This is a genomic window from Pelomonas baiyunensis (assembly GCF_043555935.1).
GTDB lineage: Bacteria > Pseudomonadota > Gammaproteobacteria > Burkholderiales > Burkholderiaceae_C > Pelomonas > Pelomonas baiyunensis.
Genome location: NZ_JBIGIB010000002.1, coordinates 31,021 through 48,074, shown reverse-complemented (window position 1 = coordinate 48,074; position 17,054 = coordinate 31,021). Strand labels below are relative to the sequence as shown.

Genomic DNA, 17,054 nt, shown 5'->3' with positions numbered 1-17,054 from the left:
ATATTGATACATTTGCGAATTCTCAACCGTCTGAGGATGACGACCCGCCATGGACTTGCGTGACGCCCGACTGCTGCTCGTGGATGACGACCCCACCGCCATCCACACCATGCGGCATTTGCTGTCGGACTTCCCCAACCTGAACTTCGCCAGCACGGGCGAGGAAGCCTTGCGGCTGGCACGCGCCTCGCGGCCGGACCTCATCGTGCTGGACGCACGCATGCCCGGCATGGACGGTCTGCAGGTGTACGACGCCATGCGCCGCGACCCCGACCTGCGCGCCGTGCCGGTGATCATGGCCACCGCCGACGACGAGACCGACACCGAACTGGCCGCCGTGCAGCGCGGCGTGAACGACTTCATCACCAAGCCGCTGGTGCCCGAAACCTTCCGCGCCCGGGTGCGCGCCCGGTTGCGGGAACGGGCCTTGATGGCGGCAGGCGCCAGCGCCGGCACGGGCGCCCTGCCCGCCGCCGACCCCGGCCGCGCGCGCGACTTGCCGGCCCTGCTCATCATTGACGACGACGCCGCCGCCGTGCAGATGTTGGGCAGCACGCTGCAAGACCTGGGCAGCATCCATTTCGTGACCGAAGGGCGCAACGCGCTCAAGATGGCGCGGCGCATCGAGCCTGACCTTGTGCTGCTGGACGCCATGATGCCGGGCCAGGACGGCTTCGCCATCTGCGCGGCGCTGAAGGCCGACCCGCGGCTCAAAGGCGTGCCCGTGGTGTTCGTGACCCGCTACGACCGCCCGGCCGACGAGACCCGCGCCCTGGAACTCGGCGCGGCCGACTTCGTCAGCAAGCCCATCGTGGCCCCGGTGCTGCGGGCCCGCGTGCGCAACCTGCTGGACCTCAAACTGCGGCAAGACGCCGAACTGCGCGCCGCCGGCGAGCGCTGGCGCCGCATTGCCGATGCGCGCGTGTCCGAGATCGTGCGCACCGCCACGGACGCCATCCTGGTGTGCGACGAAGCCAACACCGTGCTGCTGGCCAATGCCGCCGCAGCCGAGATGTTTGCCGGGCGTGAAGGCGCCGTGGTGGGCAGCCCGCTGTCGGCCTGGCTGGATGCGCCCACGCTGCTGGCCGAGCAGGCCCGCCGTGCGCCGGTGCGTCTGCAACTCAGCGGCCGCAACGGCGCGCCGAAGCCAGTGGAGGCCACGGCCTCGGCGTTGGTGGAAGGGCAACACCAGTTCACCACCTGGGTGCTGCGCGACATCAGCGACCGCGAACGCCTGCAGGCCGAGAGCGTGGCCCGCGCGGCGGCCGAGGCCGCCAGCACAGCCAAGACCCGCATGATCGGCGTGATCGCCCACGAGCTGGGCAACCCGCTCAACGCGGTGCTGGGCTTCGCGCAAATCATGCGCATGGACCCGGCGCTGGACGCCAAGCGGGCCGAAGGGCTGGACCGCATCCAGAACGCGGGCCGGGCGATGCAGCACCTCATCGAAGACCTGCTGGAATTCGCACGCGGCGAGACCGGCGCCCTCAAGCTGAACCTGGGCGCGGTGGACCTGCGCGACACCGTGGCCGAGGCCCTGGCCGCCGTGGCACCCGCCGCCAGCTGGGCGGGCGTGGACGTGCGCGAACCCGTGCTCACGCAGCGCCCGCCACTGGCCCAGGCCGATGCCCGGCGCCTCACGCAGTGCCTGAGCAACCTGCTCTCCAACGCCGTGAAATACAACGAGCGTGGTGGCCATGTGGGCGTGGAGATCGACGAGCCGGCCCCCGGCCGCGTGCGCGTGGCGGTGCGAGACGACGGCATGGGCATGGACGAAACCCAGCTGCACAGCCTGTTTGAACCCTTCAACCGCCTCGGCCGCGAGCGCTCGGACCGGCCCGGCACGGGCCTGGGCCTGGCCATCACGCGGCAGCTCGTGCATGCCATGCACGGCGAGCTGTCCGTCACCTCCACCCCCGGGCAAGGCAGTTGCTTCGCCATCACGTTGCGCTGCGCCTGAGCCTTGCTTGCATGAACGCCCCCGAACTTCTTCTCGTGGATGACGACCCCGGCATGATTCAGGTCATGGCCGGCGCCCTCAAGGGCATGGGGCGCATCCGCTTTGCGATGGACGGCCACCAAGCGCTGGCCAAAGTGCACGAACACGTGCCGGACCTCGTGTTGCTGGACGGCGACCTGCCAGACATCAGCGGCTTCGAGGTGTGCCGGCGCATGAAGGCTGACCCGGCCCTGGCCGACGTGCCTGTCATCTTTGTCACCGGCTACCTGGAGCCCGCCGACGAACTGCGCGGGCTGGAAGCCGGCGCGTCCGACTTCATCACCAAGCCCATCAGCGAGCCCCTGCTGGTGGCCCGCGTGCGCACCCAGCTGCGCGTGAAGGCGCTGACCGACACCCTGCGCGCGGTGGCCGCCACGGACGGCCTGACCGGCCAGGCCAACCGCCGCAGCTTCGACGAAGCCCTGCAGCGCGAATGGGCGCGGGCCAACCGCACCGGCCAGCCCCTGGCGCTGCTGATGATGGATGTGGACCACTTCAAGGCCTACAACGACCACTACGGCCACCCCGCGGGTGACGACTGCCTGCGCCGGGTGGCCGATGCCGCAAGCGACTCGCTGCGCCGCCCGACCGACGTGCTTGCGCGCTACGGCGGCGAAGAGTTCGTCGTGCTGCTGCCCAACACCGACGGCTCCGGGGCCGAAGATGTGGCCGCCCGCATCCAGAGCCGCCTGCGGGACGCGGCGCTGCCGCACGCCACGTCCCAAACGGCCGACCACGTGACGGTGTCCGTGGGCATCGCGGTGTATCCGCCGCGCTCCGCAGGCCCGGCCGCACCCGGGCTGGCGCCGGAGCGCCTGACCCAAGCCGCTGATGAAGCGCTGTATGCCGCCAAACAGGCCGGCCGCGACCGCACCTGGCGGCAAGACATCCTCGACGCCCAGCCCTCCCCGGCCGCCCCGGGTGGGTGCCCGCTGCCCTCCACCGACTCGCCCGCCACGCGGGACGCCCAGGGGAGCGCGGCGTGACGGGCCGCCGGCCCGAGGGCGACTTCAGCACCGCGTTGCGCGCCGCACTGGGCGTGGTGGTGCTGACCGGGCTGGCCACGGCGGGCGCCGCCGCTTGGCAGGCCCGCCACAACCAGCAGGCCGTGCGCGAGGCGCTGCAAAGCCGCGCGCAGGAAGCCACGCGCGAAATCCAGGCCCGCATCACCCGCTACGACGCCGGCCTGCGCGGGCTGCGAGGTGCCGTGATGGCGGCCGGCGGGCGCAGCCTGCGGTCAGAGCAGATGCACGCCTACATGCTCAGCCGCGACGCTGAGCGCGAGTTCCCGGGCGCACGGGGGCTGGGCGTGGTGTGGCGCGTGCCGCAGGCTGACGAAACCGCCTTCGTCGCCCGCGCCCGCGCCCAGGGGCAGCCTGACTACGCCGTCCGCCAGTTCCGCCCGCACGAGGGCGAGCGCAAGCTGGTGGCCTTCGCCGAACCCCTGGCGCAAAACCAGGCGGCCATCGGGCTGGACCTGGCCTCGGAACCCGCGCGCGACGCCGCCACCCGCCAAGCGGCGCGCGATGGCGATTCCGTGCTGAGCGAGCCGCTGACCTTGCGCATTGCGCGCGACGGCGGCAGTTCGGGCCTGATGTTGGCGCTGCCCATCTACCGCTTTGCCGACCCGGGCGCCACCCCGGAGGCCCGCGAAGCCAACACCATGGGCTGGACCTACGCCGTGCTCGTTGCCCGCGACGTGCTGGCCGACGTGGGCGCAGCCCACGGCCATGTGGCGCTGGACCTGTTCGACCTGCCCCAAGGCGGCACCGGCAACCCACGCCAGTTCATTGAGCACACCCACCCGGGCGAAGGCCACGACACCGAACCAGCCACCACCGACGTCGAGTTCGATATTCGCGGCCGCCGCTGGCTGGCCCGGGTGCACGCCACACAAGACTTCGTGGCCGGCCTGCGCCTGCCGCCGCCGGAGGCCGCGGCGGCCAGCGTCGGCGGCGTGGGCCTGCTGCTGGCGGGGCTGACCTTCTTCTGGGTCACCGCCCGGGCCCGCGCGGGGCGCGAGCGGCTGGAGCAGGCCCGCCGCGCGGCCATCGTGGAGGGGTCCGACGACGCCATCATCGGCGCGACCCTGGACGGCGTGATCACGGAATGGAACGGCGGCGCCGAACGGCTGTTCGGCTACACCGCGACCGAGGCGCTGGGCCAAACGGTAGAAGCCCTGCTGCTGCCGCCCGAGAGCCTGAGCGATGACCTGTCGTTTCGCGCCACCATCGCCCGCGGCCAGCGCGTGCCGCCGTTCGACGCCCTGCGCCGCCATAAAGACGGGCACCTGATCGCGGTGTCGCTGACGGCAGGCCCCATCCTGGACGACCAGGGCCGCTGCGTGGGCATGGCCAAGACGTTGCGCGACATGCGCGCCGCCCAGCAGGCGCGCGAAGCCCTCGCGGCCCTGAACGCCAGCCTGGAAGCCCAGGTGGAGCAGCGCACCGCCGAACTGGTGGCCGCGCTGCGCAACAACACCGCGCTGCTGCAAACGCTGGACCGCTTCGCCCTGGTGGCCATTTCCGACCGCGACGGCCGCATCACCCAGCCCAACGCCCTGTTCTGCGAGCGCTCCGGCTTCAGCGCCGACGAACTGATCGGCCGCACCCACCCCACGCTGGCCGCCCCCGAGCACACGCCCGCGTTCTGGGCCGAACTCGGCCAGCACCTGCTGCAGGGCGACGCCTGGCGGGGCGAGATCTGCAACCTGGACAAAGCCGGCGAACGCTACTGGCTGGACAGCATCGTCGCGCCCTTCCTGGACGCGCAGGGCCAGATCGAGCGCTTCATTTCCATCAGCATCGACATCACCCCCATCCGCCGCCTGCAGCACGAGGCCGAGCAAGCCCGCAAGGCGGCGGAGGACGCCAGCCGCTTCCTGCAGGAGGTGACCGACCGCCTGCCGCTGCGCATTTCCTACATGGACCGGGACCACCGCTTCCGCTTCGTGAACGCCGCGCAATGCGAGGCCTACAACCTGCCCCGCGAGGCCTTGCTGGGCCAACAGCCCCGCGCGTTCGTGGACGGCACGCCCCCGCCCGAGCTGGCTGCGGCTTTCCATGGGGCGCTGGCCGGCCAGTCGCAGATCTTCGAGACGGTCATCCCCAGCCGACACGGCGAGCTGCGCGACTACGAAGCCCGGCTGGTGCCGGACCTGAACGCCGCGGGCGAGGTGCAGGGCTACTACGCGGTGTCCACCGACATCTCCGAGCGCAAGCGGGCTGAACAGGCGCTGGAACGCGCGCTCACCACGTTGCGCGCGGTGCTGGATGCCGCCACGCAGGTGTCCATCTTGAGCGTGGACTTGAACGGCCGCATCACCCTGTTCAACCGCGGCGCTGAGAAGCTCACCGGCTACACCGCCGACGAAGTGATGGGCCGCAAGGCCGTTGAGCTGCTGCACGACCCGCTGGAGCTGGAAGAGCGCCGCGCGGCGATGCAGGCGCAACTGGGCGAGTCGGTCGGCAAGAACCGGGTGTTTGTGGACGACAGCGTGGTCGGGCTGCCCATCGAGTGGAGTTACTGCCGCAAGGACGGCAGCCGCGTGCCGGTGTCACTGGCCATCACCCACATCCGCGACGACGCCGGCGCGCTTGTGGGCTTGCTGGGCATCGCGCACGACGTGAGCGCCCGGCAGGAGTTCGAGCGCACGCTGCGCGAAGCCATCCACCGCGCCAACCACGCCAACCAGGCCAAGAGCCAGTTCCTGGCCAACATGAGCCACGAGATCCGCACGCCCATGAACGCGGTGATCGGCCTTTCGTACCTGCTGGAGCGCACACCGCTGGACGGCGACCAACGCGGCTTCGTCACCAAGATTCAGCAGGCCAGCAAGTCGCTGCTGGCGATCATCAACGACGTGCTGGACCTGTCCAAGGTTGAGGCGTCGGAGATGAGCCTGGAGGCCGCCCCCTTCTCGCTGGAGAACCTGCTGGATGAGCTGGCCGGCATGCTGGGCGTGCAGGCGCAGGACAAAGGCATCGGCTTCAGCATCGACCGGCCGCGAGACCTGCCCGAGGCGCTGGAGGGCGACGCCACCCGCCTGCGCCAGGTGCTGACCAACCTGCTGAGCAACGCCATCAAGTTCACTGCGCAAGGCGAGGTGCGGCTGCAGGTGCAGGCCCAGCCCCTGCCGGCGGCTGGGGCGGCGAACGCGAACGACCCGGCCCGCGTGGCGCTGCGCTTTGTGGTGCGGGATTCCGGCATCGGCATTGCGCCAGACGCCCTGGGCCGCATCTTCCAGCCCTTCGCCCAGGCCGACACCTCCACCACCCGGCGCTACGGCGGCACGGGCCTGGGGCTGTCCATCGTGCGGCAGCTCGTCACGCTGATGGGCGGCACCGTGGCGGTGACCAGCCAGCCCGGCGTGGGCAGCGAGTTCACCGTGGACCTCACGCTGCGCACCGCGTCGGCCGACGCTCTGCCCCTGCTGCACGCGGCCGCCCCCACCACGCCGGCCGGCCTGGCCTTGCAAGGCGTGCACGTGCTGGTGGCCGACGACAGCGAACTCAACCTCGAGGTGGCCCGCCGCATCCTGCGGCTGGAGGGCGCCACCGTCAGCGTCGCGCACGACGGCCAGGCCGCCGTGCAGCACCTGATCGACCACCCCGGCCAGGTCGACGTGGTGCTGATGGATGTGCAAATGCCGGTGCTGGACGGGCACGACGCCACCCGGCGCATCCGCAGCGCGTTGGGGCTGCACACCCTGCCCGTGATTGCGCTGACCGCTGGCGTGACGGTGGGCGAACAGCAACGCGCCTCGGCCGCCGGCATGAACGATGTGCTGGGCAAGCCCTTCGACCCGCAAGAGCTCGTGGCCTGCCTGCGCCGGCACCTGGGCGAACGGGCGCCCGCCACCGCTGCACCGGCCGCCCCTTCCGCAGAGGCCCCAGCGGCGCCGCCGGACCGCGCAGCCTGGCTGGACATCCCCGGCATCGACGGCCCCGACGCACGCCGACGGCTGGGCGGCGACTTCACACTGTTCTGCACCCTGCTGCGCCGCCTGCTGAACGACTTTGCCGACGTGCCCACGGCCGTGCCGCTGGACCGGGACGAACTGCCCCGCTGGACGCGGCGCATGCACAACCTCAAAGGCAGCGCCGGCACGCTGGGCGCGCGCGAGCTGGCCCGCGCCGCCCAAGTGGCTGAAACCGCCTGCGGCCAGCGCAACCTGCCCGAGGCGGATGCCAGCTTCGGCCCGCTGGCCGCGCAGCTGCAAGCCTTGAGCGCCGCCGCCGCGCCCGTCTTGAGCACGGCCGAGGCCCCGGTTTCGCACAGCGCGGAGCCCCTGCCCGCGGCCCGCCTGGCCCACCTGCTGGAGCAACTGGACAACGGCGACCTGGGCGCGCTGCAACTGTTTGCCGAGCTGGGCCCGGCCCTGCGGCAGCGCCTCGGGGCCGAGGCGTTTGCGCAGGTGCGGGATCAGATGGAACGCCTGGCCTTCAGCGCCGCCGCCCAAGCCCTGCAGCCTTTGCTGGACCCGGCCCACGTGCCGCCCCCGGCGGGCTGAGCGCGCTCCAGGGCCGCCCCGAAGGCACGGCGGCGGGCAAATATCACCGCCCGTGTCACCCTTGAGCGGCCGGGCCAGGCCGGGTGGTGGCACGATCACATCACTTGAGCCCAGGCGGCGCGGCCCCGGCGCGCCCCATAACCTGCCCCTCGCATGCAACTCGACACCCTCGCCATCACCCTGCAAGACCACATCGCCACCGTGCGGCTGAACCGCCCGGACAAGGCCAACGCGATGAACGCCACCATGTGGCAAGACTTCCGTCGCGCCTTCGACTGGCTGGACGGCCAGCCCGAATGCCGCGTGGTGGTGCTGGACGGCGAAGGCAAGCACTTCACCGCCGGCATCGACCTGCAAATGATGATGGGCCTGGCCCCGCAGATTCAGGACCCGTGCGACGGCCGCACCCGCGAGGCCCTGCGCCGCGTGATCCTGGACATGCAAGACACCCTCACCAGCCTGGAGCGTTGCCGCAAGCCCGTGCTGGCGGCCATCCACGGCGCCTGCGTGGGCGGCGGCATCGACCTCATCTGCGCCGCCGACATGCGCTACTGCAGTGCCGACGCCTACTTCTCCATCAAGGAGATCGACATCGGCATGGTGGCCGATGTGGGTACGCTGCAGCGGCTGCCCAAGCTGATCGGCAGCCAGGGCCTGGTGCGTGAGCTGGCCTACACCGGCCGGCGCGTGGAAGCCGCCGAGGCGCAAGCCATCGGCCTGGTGAACCGCGTGTTCGACACCCGCGAGACCCTGCAAGCCGGTGTGCGCCAGATCGCCGCCAGCATTGCCGCCAAGTCGCCGCTGAGCATTCGCGGCACCAAGGAGCAGCTGAACTTCGCCCGCGACCACTCGGTGGCCGACGGCCTGAACTACATCGCCACCTGGAACGCCGGGATGTTGATGAGCGAAGACCTGACCCGCGCACTGATGGCCGGCAAGGGCGCCGCGCCCACGTTCCGCGACTGACCCTCACCCCGGCCTGGAGGCACGCCATGCTGCTGGACCTGGACCGCTTCTTCCTGATTGAAGGCGCTGCGCCGCCCAGCCTGGTGCCCGGCACGCACGACCCCGCACTGGTGGGGCTGTCGGTGCTGACAGCCGTGCTCAGCGCCTACATCGCGCTGCAACTGGCCGTGAAGGCGCGCGAGAGCCTCACCCCGCTGCTGCGCCGCGCCGCGCTGACCGCGGGTGCGCTGTCGCTGGGGGTGGGTGTGTGGGCCATGCACTTCATCGGCATGCTGGCCTTTCAGTTGTGCACGCAGGTCGGGTATGACCACCGCATCACCGCGCTGTCGGTGCTGCCCGCGCTGGCGGCCGCTGCGGTGGCGCTGAACCAGCTGGCCGCGCGCCGCAGCAGCGGCTGGCGCCTGCTGGCCGGAGGCGTGTTGATGGGCGCGGGCATCGGCGTCATGCACTACAGCGGCATGGCCGCCCTGCAAACGCCCGCCAGCCTGCGGTACGACCCGCTGGGCTTTGCGGCGTCCATCGTCGTCGCGGTGGTGCTGGCCGTGCTGGCGCTGTGGGTGCGCGCAGCCATGGCCCAACGCGGCTGGCCCGACCGGCTCGCCGACCTGTCGGCCGCCGTCGTCATGGGCAGCGCAATCGCGGGCATGCACTACACGGCCATGCAGGCCTCGCGCTTTGTGGGGGTGGCGGACGTGTCGGGCATGGTCAGCCTCAGCCGCCACGCGGACCTGGCACTGGCCATCGCCCTGGTCACGCTGCTGGTGAGTGCGCTGGGAGGCGCGGTCAGCTCGGCGCTGCGCCACCGGCTGCTGTTCCAGGCCCTGCGGCGCAGCGAGGCGCGCCTGCAAACCCTGTTCGACACCGCGGTGGACAGCGTGCTGCGCATGGACGCCGACGGCCGGGTGCTGGGCGTGAACCGCGCGGCCACCGAACTGTTCGGCGGCCGCGAGGCCGAGCTCATCGGCCGCTCGCTGCACGAGCTGGTGCCCCAGTTGCGCACCGACCAGGCCAAAGGCGCCGAACGCGACGGCGTGACAGAAACCGTGGGCCGCCGGCTGGATGGCCGCGAACTGCCGCTGCGTGTGGCCTTCGGCCAGACCCTCAGCCAGGGCGAGGCCATGCAGGTGGCGTTCATTGCCGACATCAGCGAGCGGCGCCACATCGAACAGGCCCTCCAGGAAAGCGAACAGCAGCACCGCAGCCTGATCGCCAACCTGCCCGGCGCGGCCGTGCACGGCATTCACGACTTCGCCACCGGCCAGACCGAGCTGCTCTACATCAGCGACCGCATCGAGCGCCTGACCGGCTGGACGCCTGACGAACTGCGCGCCCCCGGCGCCGGGCTGGACGCGCTGCTTCACCCAGACGACCTGCAGCGCGTGGGCAGCCCCGCGCGCCGCGGCGCCAACACCGCCCGCACCTACCAGCTGGAATTCCGCATCTGCCGCCGTGACGGTGAGGTGCGCTGGTTCTCGGAAACCGGCAGCATCACGCCGCTGGACGGCAGCCGCGCCCGCATCGACTCGCTGCTGATGGACATCACCGAACAGCAATTGCGCAACGCCGAGTTCTCCGGCGTGCTCACGGCCATTCGCCGCGCGCTGGTGGTGATCGAGTTCGACCTGGACGGGCACATCCTGCACGTCAACGACAACTTCCTGGCCCTGGTGGGCTACACGGCCGAGGAGCTGATCGGCCAGCACCACCGCATGCTGTGCCTGCCGGAGGAAGCGGTGGGCCGCGACTACGCGGAGCACTGGGCCGCGCTGCGACGCGGCGAGTTCCGCAGCGGCGAGTACGAACGCGTCGGCAAAGACGGCCGCCACATCTGGATTCAGGCCACCTACAACCCCATCCTGGACGCCAACGGCCAGCCCCTGCGCATCGTCAAGTTCGTCACCGACCTCACCGAGCGCCACGCGCTGGTGCAAGACCTGCGCATCGCCAAGGACCGGGCCGAGCAAGCCGCCGCCGCGAAGAGCAGCTTCCTGGCCAACATGAGCCACGAGATCCGCACGCCGATGAACGCCATCATCGGCTTCACCGACGTGGTGCTGGACGGCGAACTGCCCCCCGCGTCACGCCAGCACATGCAAACCGTGCAGCGCTCGGCCCGGGCGCTGCTTGGGCTGCTGAATGACATCCTGGACACCGCCAAGCTGGAAAACGGCGCCGTGGAGCTGGAGTCGCGCCCCTTCGCCCTGCGCCAGTTGTGCGAGGACGTGCTCTCCACGCTGGAGCTGAACGCCCGCCGCAAGGGCCTGGGCCTCACCCTGGACCTCGACCCCACCCTGCCGCCCCTGGTGATGGGCGACCCCCTGCGGCTGCGCCAGGTGCTGCTCAACCTGGCGGGCAACGCGGTGAAGTTCACCGAACAAGGCGCCGTGACCGTGGCGGCCACGGTGCGGCCCGATGGCTGGCTGGAGTTGTCGGTGGCGGACACCGGCATCGGCATCGCAGCGGACCGGCTGGACCGCATCTTCGACCCCTTCGCCCAAGCCGACGCCAGCATGACGCGCCGCTTCGGCGGCACGGGCTTGGGCACCACCATCGCCCGGCAGTTGGTGGAGCTGATGGGCGGCCGCATCGGTGTGCAAAGCGAGTTGGGCCAAGGCAGCCGCTTCTGGGTTCGAGTGCCGCTGCAGGCGGCGGACGCCAGCGCTGCAGCCAGCCACGCGCTGAACAGCCACGGCCCCAGCCTGCCGCCGCTGCGCATCCTGATCGCCGACGACGTGCCCGAGAACCTGACGCTGCTGGAGTTGCGCCTGCGCCAACAGGGCCACACCGTCACCACCGCCACCCATGGCGGCGAAGCGCTGGAAGCCATGCGCCAGGGCGGCTTCGACCTCGCCCTGCTGGATGTGCAGATGCCGGTGATGGACGGCCTGCAGGCCTGCCGTGAACTGCGCCAGTTCGAGGCCGCGCAAGGTGCGGGCCACTTGCCGGTCATTGCGCTGACCGCCAGCGTCATGCAGGGCGACCGCGACATGACGCTCGCCGCCGGCATGGACGGCTTTGCGGTCAAGCCCATCGACTGGCCGGTGCTGCTGGCGGAAATCGCCCGCGTGCTGGGCCTGGCCCCAGGATCAGAACTGACCCCGGGCGCCGCCGCTGCGGCCAGCCCCGCCACTGCCGCCACGGTGGCCGGCTTGCCGCCGGGCATCGACTGGTCAGCCGGCCTGGCCCGTTGGGGCAGCGCTGAACTGCTGCGCGGCCAGCTGTTGCGCTTTCTGAACGACAGCCTGGACCGCTGGCCCACCGGGCAGGAAGACGCGGCCTGGGCGCACCGCCTGCGCGGCACCCTGGCCAACCTGGGCGTTCCGGACGACGGGCAGGCCCTGGACGCTCTGGAACACGGCACCGTGGCCGACGCCCCCGCGGCCTGGGCGGCCCAGCAGCACCGCCTGCAGGCGCTGCGGGTTCAACTGCAGGACGCCGGCACGCCCACGGTGCCGTCCACCCCCGACGCCGCCACAATCGAGCACATGCCGGCGCCCGAGCCTGCGGACGTGCGCGCTCTGGACGCCGCGCTGGCGAAGGGCGAAATGCCTGACGCGCTGTGTCAGCGCGTGCTCAGCCGCTTGCCGGTGGCCACCCGCGAGCGGCTGGACGCGGCGATGATGGATTTCGAGTTCGATGAAGCCCGGCGCGTGTTGGCCGGGTTGTTGAAGGACAGTGCATGACCGACAGTCCCGACGTTGCAGACGACCGGCGCCCCAAGCTGCTGGTGGTGGATGACGAACCGGCCAACCTGCAGGTGCTGCGTCAGGTGCTGCAGTCGCGCTACCGCCTGGCCTTTGCACGCGACGGCGAGAAGGCCCTGGAGTTGGCGGCCCGAGAGCGGCCGGACCTGATCCTGCTGGACGTGATGATGCCGGGCCTGTCCGGCCTGGAGGTGTGCCGGCGCCTGAAGGCGCCCGACGCGGACGCTGCCCTGCGGCGCATTCCGGTCATCTTCGTGACCGCCCTGGCCGACCCCGAGCACGAAGCCGAGGGCTTCGCCGCCGGCGCGGTGGACTACATCACCAAGCCCATCAGCGCGCCCATCGTGCTGGCGCGGGTGCGCAACCACTTGTCGCTGGTGGCGGCGGACGAGCTGCGCGCCAGCCGGCTGGCCATCGTGCAGTGCCTGGGCCGCGCGGGCGAGTACCGCGACAACGAAACCGGGCGCCACGTGTTGCGCATGAGTCATTTCGCAGCCGTCATCGGGCGGCGCCTGGGCATGAGTGACGCCGAGGCCGACGACCTGCTCAACGCCGCCGCCATGCACGACGTGGGCAAGATCGGCATTGCCGACGCGGTGCTGCTCAAGCCCGGCAAGCTCACGCCCGAGGAGTGGGCGCACATGCGCAGCCACCCGGAAATGGGCGCTGAAATCATTGGCGAGCATGACGCCCGCGTGCTGCAAATGGCCCGCCGTGTGGCCCTTCACCACCACGAGAAGTGGGACGGCAGTGGCTACCCGCACGGCCTGGCGGGCGAGGCCATTCCGCTGGAAGCGCGCATCGTGGCGCTGTGCGATGTGTTCGACGCCCTCACGAGCGACCGGCCCTACAAAAAGGCCTGGCCGGTGGACGAGGCCGTGGCGCAGTTGCGCGCCGATGCCGGCAAGCACTTCGACCCCACCCTGGTGGAGCTGTTCGTGGCGGAGTTGCCGCAAATGCTGGCCATCCGCGAGCGCTGGGCCGACTGAACGCGGCGCTCAGAACGGCGCGCCACCCCCGCCACTGACGCCCTCGCCGCCACCGGCAGCACGCAGGCCCGCCAGTTCCGCCCGCAGCAGGGCGTTTTCGGCTTCCAGGTCGGCCACCCGCTGGCGCAGGGCATCGATCGACGGCAAGGCATCGCCCGCCTCAGGCGCGGCCGGCGCGGCGGAAGCCTCGTCGGTGGCGGCCACCTCAGCCGGCGGCGCCCGGCGGCGCGATTCGCGCACCCGCTTGGCCGCCTGCTTCAACTCTTCAGCACCGGCCGCAGCCGCCGCGGCCTGCTCCTCCACCGGCAGGCTCGCCACCGCCGCCGCCGCATTGATGGACACGGTGCCCGCCCGCACGGCCGCCACCAACTCCGGCGCGCCCTGCTTCTGGATTTTTTCGATCAACACCACCTGGCTGCTGCTCAGGCGCGCGGCACGGGCCAGGGCCTCACGGGTTTCCAGGCTGTCTTGCGGCGGCAGCGCGGCTGCGGGTGCTACGGGTGCTGCGGCCACGTCGCTTGCCATGTCCGCCGACGCCACCGCGTCCGCCGCGGCCTGCACAGCCGGCGCCGCCACCGTTTCCACCGCACCCGACTCCACCGCCGCCACGCGCGCCCGGCGCTCGGCCACGATCTCGCGCTTGCGCAGCGCCAGCACGCCACGCTGGAAGTCCGACACGCTGCGCCGGCCCAGGTGCTGGTCGATCATCCACAGGTGCACGTCTTCCAGCGACTTGAAGCGCGGGTTCTGCACCGTGCGGAATGGAATGCCGTGTTTGGTGCACAGCCGGTGCCGGTTGTGGCCGTCCACCAGCACGTTGCCCCACAGCACCAATGCATCGCGGCAGCCTTCAGCCAGCAGGCTGCGCTCCAGGGCCTCCTCTTCGTCCGGCGTGAGGGGGTCGATGTATGCCTTGAGGTCTTCGTTGACGACGATGTCCATGGGAGCCGGGCGGGTGCGAACTTCGGAAAAGGGGGCGGATTCTAGAGAGGCGCGTTCAGGCGGTTGCGCGGCTTAGCATCGCGCCCATGCTGACGCTCGCCCAGACCCTCGCCTTCCTCGCCGCCGCGCTGGTGCTCACCGCCACGCCGGGGCCTGACAACCTGATGGTGCTCAGCATGGGCATGTCCCGCGGGCGGCGGGCCGGCATGGCCTTTGGCCTGGGTTGTGCGTTGGGCTGCCTCAGCCACACGCTGCTGGCGGTGGTGGGCGTGAGCGCGCTGGTGGCGGCGTCACCGCTGGCGTTCGGCTTGCTGAAGGCCGTGGGCGGCGCCTACCTGGTGTGGATGGGCGTGCAGGCCTGGCGCCACGCGGGCCGGGTGGCCGTGGGCGGCGGCAGCGATGACGGCGCCTCGCTGCGCCAGCTGTTCGTGAAAGGCCTGGTGGCCAACGCCATCAACCCCAAGGTGGTGCTGTTCTTCCTGGCCTTCCTGCCGCAGTTCGTGGTGGCTTCGCAGGGCGGCGTGCCGGTGCAGCTGGGGCTGCTCGGGCTGTTGTTCACCGCGCAGGCGGCGCTGCTGTTCGGCGCGCTGGGCTACTTCTCGGGCCGCGTGGGCGCCTGGCTGAACCGGCGCCCGGCCATCGGCCCTTGGTTGGACCGACTGGCCGGCACGGTGTTCATCGGCCTGGGCCTGCGCATGATCCTCACGAAATGACCTCCAACCGGAGGTGAAATTGCACCCTCCGCTCCAGCAGCCGGAAGCCTTTTTGGGCTGCGAAGGGTCCCTACACTGCGCGCCTTTTCACGACGAGCGGGAGGGGATGGATGGCACGATCGACGACCACGCGCGGCCAAGTGGTGGCCACGGCATGGATCACTGGATTGACATTGGCCTTGGCTGGATGCGGCGGCGGTGGAAACCCCGCCCCCACGCCCGTGGTCCCGGCTCCCGTGCCCACCCCGGCCCCCACCCCTGAGCCTCCGCCGCCTGAGGTCAAGACGTCGGTTGCCGGCAAGGTGATTGACGGCTACATCAGCGGCGCCACGGTGTGGCTCGACATCAATGCCAATCACGTGAAGGACGCCGACGAGCCGTTTGCCGTGTCCAAGGCCGCGGGCGCTTACCAGCTGGAATTGAACGAAAGCCAAAAGGCGTGCCTGCCCTATGCCACGCTGTACGTGGATGTGCCGGTTGGCGCGGTGGACGAGGACACCGGCCCGGTCAAGGCTGCCTACCAGATGGCCATGGCGCCACAGCTGCGGCCGTTGACCCCCGAGCAGGTGATGAACATCTCGCCCCTCACCACCGCCATCTGGGATCAAGTGCGCACGCGGCTCACCGCCACCTCCGCCAACCTGAACAGCTGTGAACAACTGCGCCAGAACCAGCAGCTGCGGGAATCGATGAGCTCCGAGATTCGGAACGTCATGGGTGACCTGGTGAGCCGCTACAACCTGTCGGAGGCCCGCATCCATGCGGACTTCATCCAGACCCAGGACACCGGCAGCCATGCCCTGGCCCAGGACATCGTGAAAGGCTTGAAGGCGGGATACGCCTACAAGCAGCAACTGCACGCCCAGTACCCGGACGCCCGCTTCATCCGCGCGGAGGTGTACCGCGGTCGCGGCACGGACAACATCAACGATCGCGCCGGGGTCTGGTACCGCAACGTCTCGGTGTGGCGCCCCTCAGGCTATCGCCACGAATGGGTCATGCTGGACGACAGCCTGACCCGCGTGACCCGGGTGTTGAACCTGACGGTGGAAGACAGCCAACCCTTCGGCAACGCGAGCCTGAAGACCACGCGCTCCGCGTACAACGTGGACGACATGAACAGCGACTACGGATGCTTCACGCACGAGTCGGTGGCGCAAGTGCGCGACGGCGTCACCTACGAACTGGTTGTGCAGTACGCCGACCCCAAGCGCGAGGCCGACCCGCTGGCTTGCCTGGGTGATGCCCACGCCACACCGGGCACGCCCACGCTGCTGGATTACTACGCCCACTACACCAAGGGTCTGGTGTCGTACACCAACGTGCTGCGCTTCAGCCCGCAACAACCCGAGTTCGGCGCACTGTCCGCGTGGCATCACCTGCAGGGCAAGGGCGGTCAGCTCGATTTCAGCCCCGTGATCGCGCGCATCGCTGCCAGCGGCATCCGATTCGACGAAGACGTCCTGCTGGCCACCGACAGTTGGTACAAGCGTTCCACCGACGACACCGACCTGCGCATCACGGTGGAGAAGGCCAACGCCGGCCCTTGGGTGCGCATCACCACGCGCACCGACAAGACCACCTACAAGGAGTGCAGCACCGACTCGGGCAAAACCTGGGTCAGTTGCACCCGCTGATGTCCAGCGCGCGGCGGCCGGGTGCTTTGGTGCCCAGGCTGGCCACGACCCAAGCTCAGCGCGCCGGCTGTGGCGCGGCCTTGGCCAGCGCCTTCAGGGCCTTGCCCACGCGCTCGCGGTTGCCTTGGGCGGCGGTGTCGATGCTGGTGTTGTCGTCCGCCAGCGTGAGGCCGGCATCCGCCAGCGCCTGCCGGGCGGAGGGCACCGGCAGGCCGAACACGTCGGCCACCGTGTGCAGCGGCGCCCGGGCCAGGGCCTGCACCGCCAGGGCCGACACGGACGGGCCCTTGCCGTCGGCCGGGCGCACAAAGTAGCTGCCGCCTGCCACCAGCACCGCCACCGTCAGCAACGCCACGGCCTGGCGCGGGCCGGCGAAGTGGCGCTTGAACGCCGGCAGGTTGGCCAGCACGTGCATCAGCACCGCGGCCAGCAAGCCCCAACCCAGCCATTCGTGAATTTCCTTCTGCAGCGGCGATTGCCAGCGGAAGAACATCAACACGCCGGTGGCGGCCATCACGGTGAAACAGGCCATCACCACGGGCGTGGCCCAGTGGCGGGGAACGGTGGGTGCAGTCATCAGGCTCGCTCAATC

Annotated in this window: 10 protein-coding genes; 8 read left to right on the top strand and 2 right to left on the bottom strand. The window is 70.7% G+C overall.

The features are described from left to right. Positions 1 to 49: 49 nt before the first annotated feature. From ACG01O_RS06570 to ACG01O_RS06545, 6 genes are all read left to right on the top strand, one after another. Positions 50 to 1,960, top strand: a complete 1,911-nt coding sequence (locus tag ACG01O_RS06570) for a hybrid sensor histidine kinase/response regulator (RefSeq protein ID WP_394382650.1) — start codon at positions 50 to 52, stop codon at positions 1,958 to 1,960. An 11-nt stretch (positions 1,961 to 1,971) separates the two neighbouring features. Further along, positions 1,972 to 2,985 (top strand): diguanylate cyclase domain-containing protein, encoded by a 1,014-nt coding sequence (locus ACG01O_RS06565; RefSeq protein WP_394382648.1) that lies wholly within the window; start codon positions 1,972 to 1,974, stop codon positions 2,983 to 2,985. Beyond that, positions 2,982 to 7,511 carry a PAS domain S-box protein gene (locus tag ACG01O_RS06560; protein ID WP_394382647.1) on the top strand — a complete coding sequence of 1,510 codons (4,530 nt, stop codon included), beginning with the start codon at positions 2,982 to 2,984 and terminating at the stop codon, positions 7,509 to 7,511. Before ACG01O_RS06565 ends, ACG01O_RS06560 begins: the two co-directional genes overlap by 4 nt. A 153-nt stretch (positions 7,512 to 7,664) precedes the next feature. Next, positions 7,665 to 8,477, top strand: a complete 813-nt coding sequence (locus ACG01O_RS06555) for a crotonase/enoyl-CoA hydratase family protein (protein WP_394382645.1) — start codon at positions 7,665 to 7,667, stop codon at positions 8,475 to 8,477. A gap of 26 nt (positions 8,478 to 8,503) precedes the next feature. Next, the gene (locus tag ACG01O_RS06550) at positions 8,504 to 12,160 is read left to right on the top strand and encodes a PAS domain S-box protein (protein WP_394382643.1); all 3,657 of its coding nucleotides are present in this window, start codon (positions 8,504 to 8,506) and stop codon (positions 12,158 to 12,160) included. Beyond that, positions 12,157 to 13,170, top strand: coding sequence for an HD-GYP domain-containing protein (locus ACG01O_RS06545; RefSeq protein WP_394382641.1), 1,014 nt, complete (start codon positions 12,157 to 12,159; stop codon positions 13,168 to 13,170). Before ACG01O_RS06550 ends, ACG01O_RS06545 begins: the two co-directional genes overlap by 4 nt. 9 nt (positions 13,171 to 13,179) lie before the next feature. On the opposite strand, the gene ACG01O_RS06540 is transcribed toward ACG01O_RS06545, so the two are convergent. After that, positions 13,180 to 14,112, bottom strand: a complete 933-nt coding sequence (locus ACG01O_RS06540) for a ParB N-terminal domain-containing protein (protein WP_394382639.1) — start codon at positions 14,110 to 14,112, stop codon at positions 13,180 to 13,182. Between the two features lie 86 nt (positions 14,113 to 14,198). Between ACG01O_RS06540 and ACG01O_RS06535 the strand changes: the two genes are divergently transcribed. Both ACG01O_RS06535 and ACG01O_RS06530 read left to right on the top strand, forming a co-directional pair. Further along, on the top strand, positions 14,199 to 14,825 hold the full coding sequence (locus tag ACG01O_RS06535) for a LysE family translocator (RefSeq protein ID WP_394382636.1): 627 nt from the start codon (positions 14,199 to 14,201) through the stop codon (positions 14,823 to 14,825). A 236-nt stretch (positions 14,826 to 15,061) separates the two neighbouring features. Beyond that, the gene (locus ACG01O_RS06530) at positions 15,062 to 16,462 is read left to right on the top strand and encodes a hypothetical protein (RefSeq protein ID WP_394382634.1); all 1,401 of its coding nucleotides are present in this window, start codon (positions 15,062 to 15,064) and stop codon (positions 16,460 to 16,462) included. Between the two features lie 55 nt (positions 16,463 to 16,517). Here ACG01O_RS06530 and ACG01O_RS06525 read toward each other — a convergent pair whose 3' ends face one another. Next, positions 16,518 to 17,039 carry a DUF4405 domain-containing protein gene (locus tag ACG01O_RS06525; RefSeq protein ID WP_394382631.1) on the bottom strand — a complete coding sequence of 174 codons (522 nt, stop codon included), beginning with the start codon at positions 17,037 to 17,039 and terminating at the stop codon, positions 16,518 to 16,520. Positions 17,040 to 17,054 lie beyond the last annotated feature (15 nt).

Excerpts from the sequence above, each read along its gene's own strand:
- ACG01O_RS06570 (WP_394382650.1), top strand. The coding sequence starts at position 50 with ATGGACTTGCGTGACGCCCGACTGCTGCTCGTGGATGACGACCCCACC.
- ACG01O_RS06565 (WP_394382648.1), top strand. The coding sequence starts at position 1,972 with ATGAACGCCCCCGAACTTCTTCTCGTGGATGACGACCCCGGCATGATT.
- ACG01O_RS06555 (WP_394382645.1), top strand. The coding sequence starts at position 7,665 with ATGCAACTCGACACCCTCGCCATCACCCTGCAAGACCACATCGCCACC.
- ACG01O_RS06550 (WP_394382643.1), top strand. The coding sequence starts at position 8,504 with ATGCTGCTGGACCTGGACCGCTTCTTCCTGATTGAAGGCGCTGCGCCG.
- ACG01O_RS06545 (WP_394382641.1), top strand. The coding sequence starts at position 12,157 with ATGACCGACAGTCCCGACGTTGCAGACGACCGGCGCCCCAAGCTGCTG.
- ACG01O_RS06540 (WP_394382639.1), bottom strand. The coding sequence starts at position 14,112 with ATGGACATCGTCGTCAACGAAGACCTCAAGGCATACATCGACCCCCTC.
- ACG01O_RS06535 (WP_394382636.1), top strand. The coding sequence starts at position 14,199 with ATGCTGACGCTCGCCCAGACCCTCGCCTTCCTCGCCGCCGCGCTGGTG.
- ACG01O_RS06525 (WP_394382631.1), bottom strand. The coding sequence starts at position 17,039 with ATGACTGCACCCACCGTTCCCCGCCACTGGGCCACGCCCGTGGTGATG.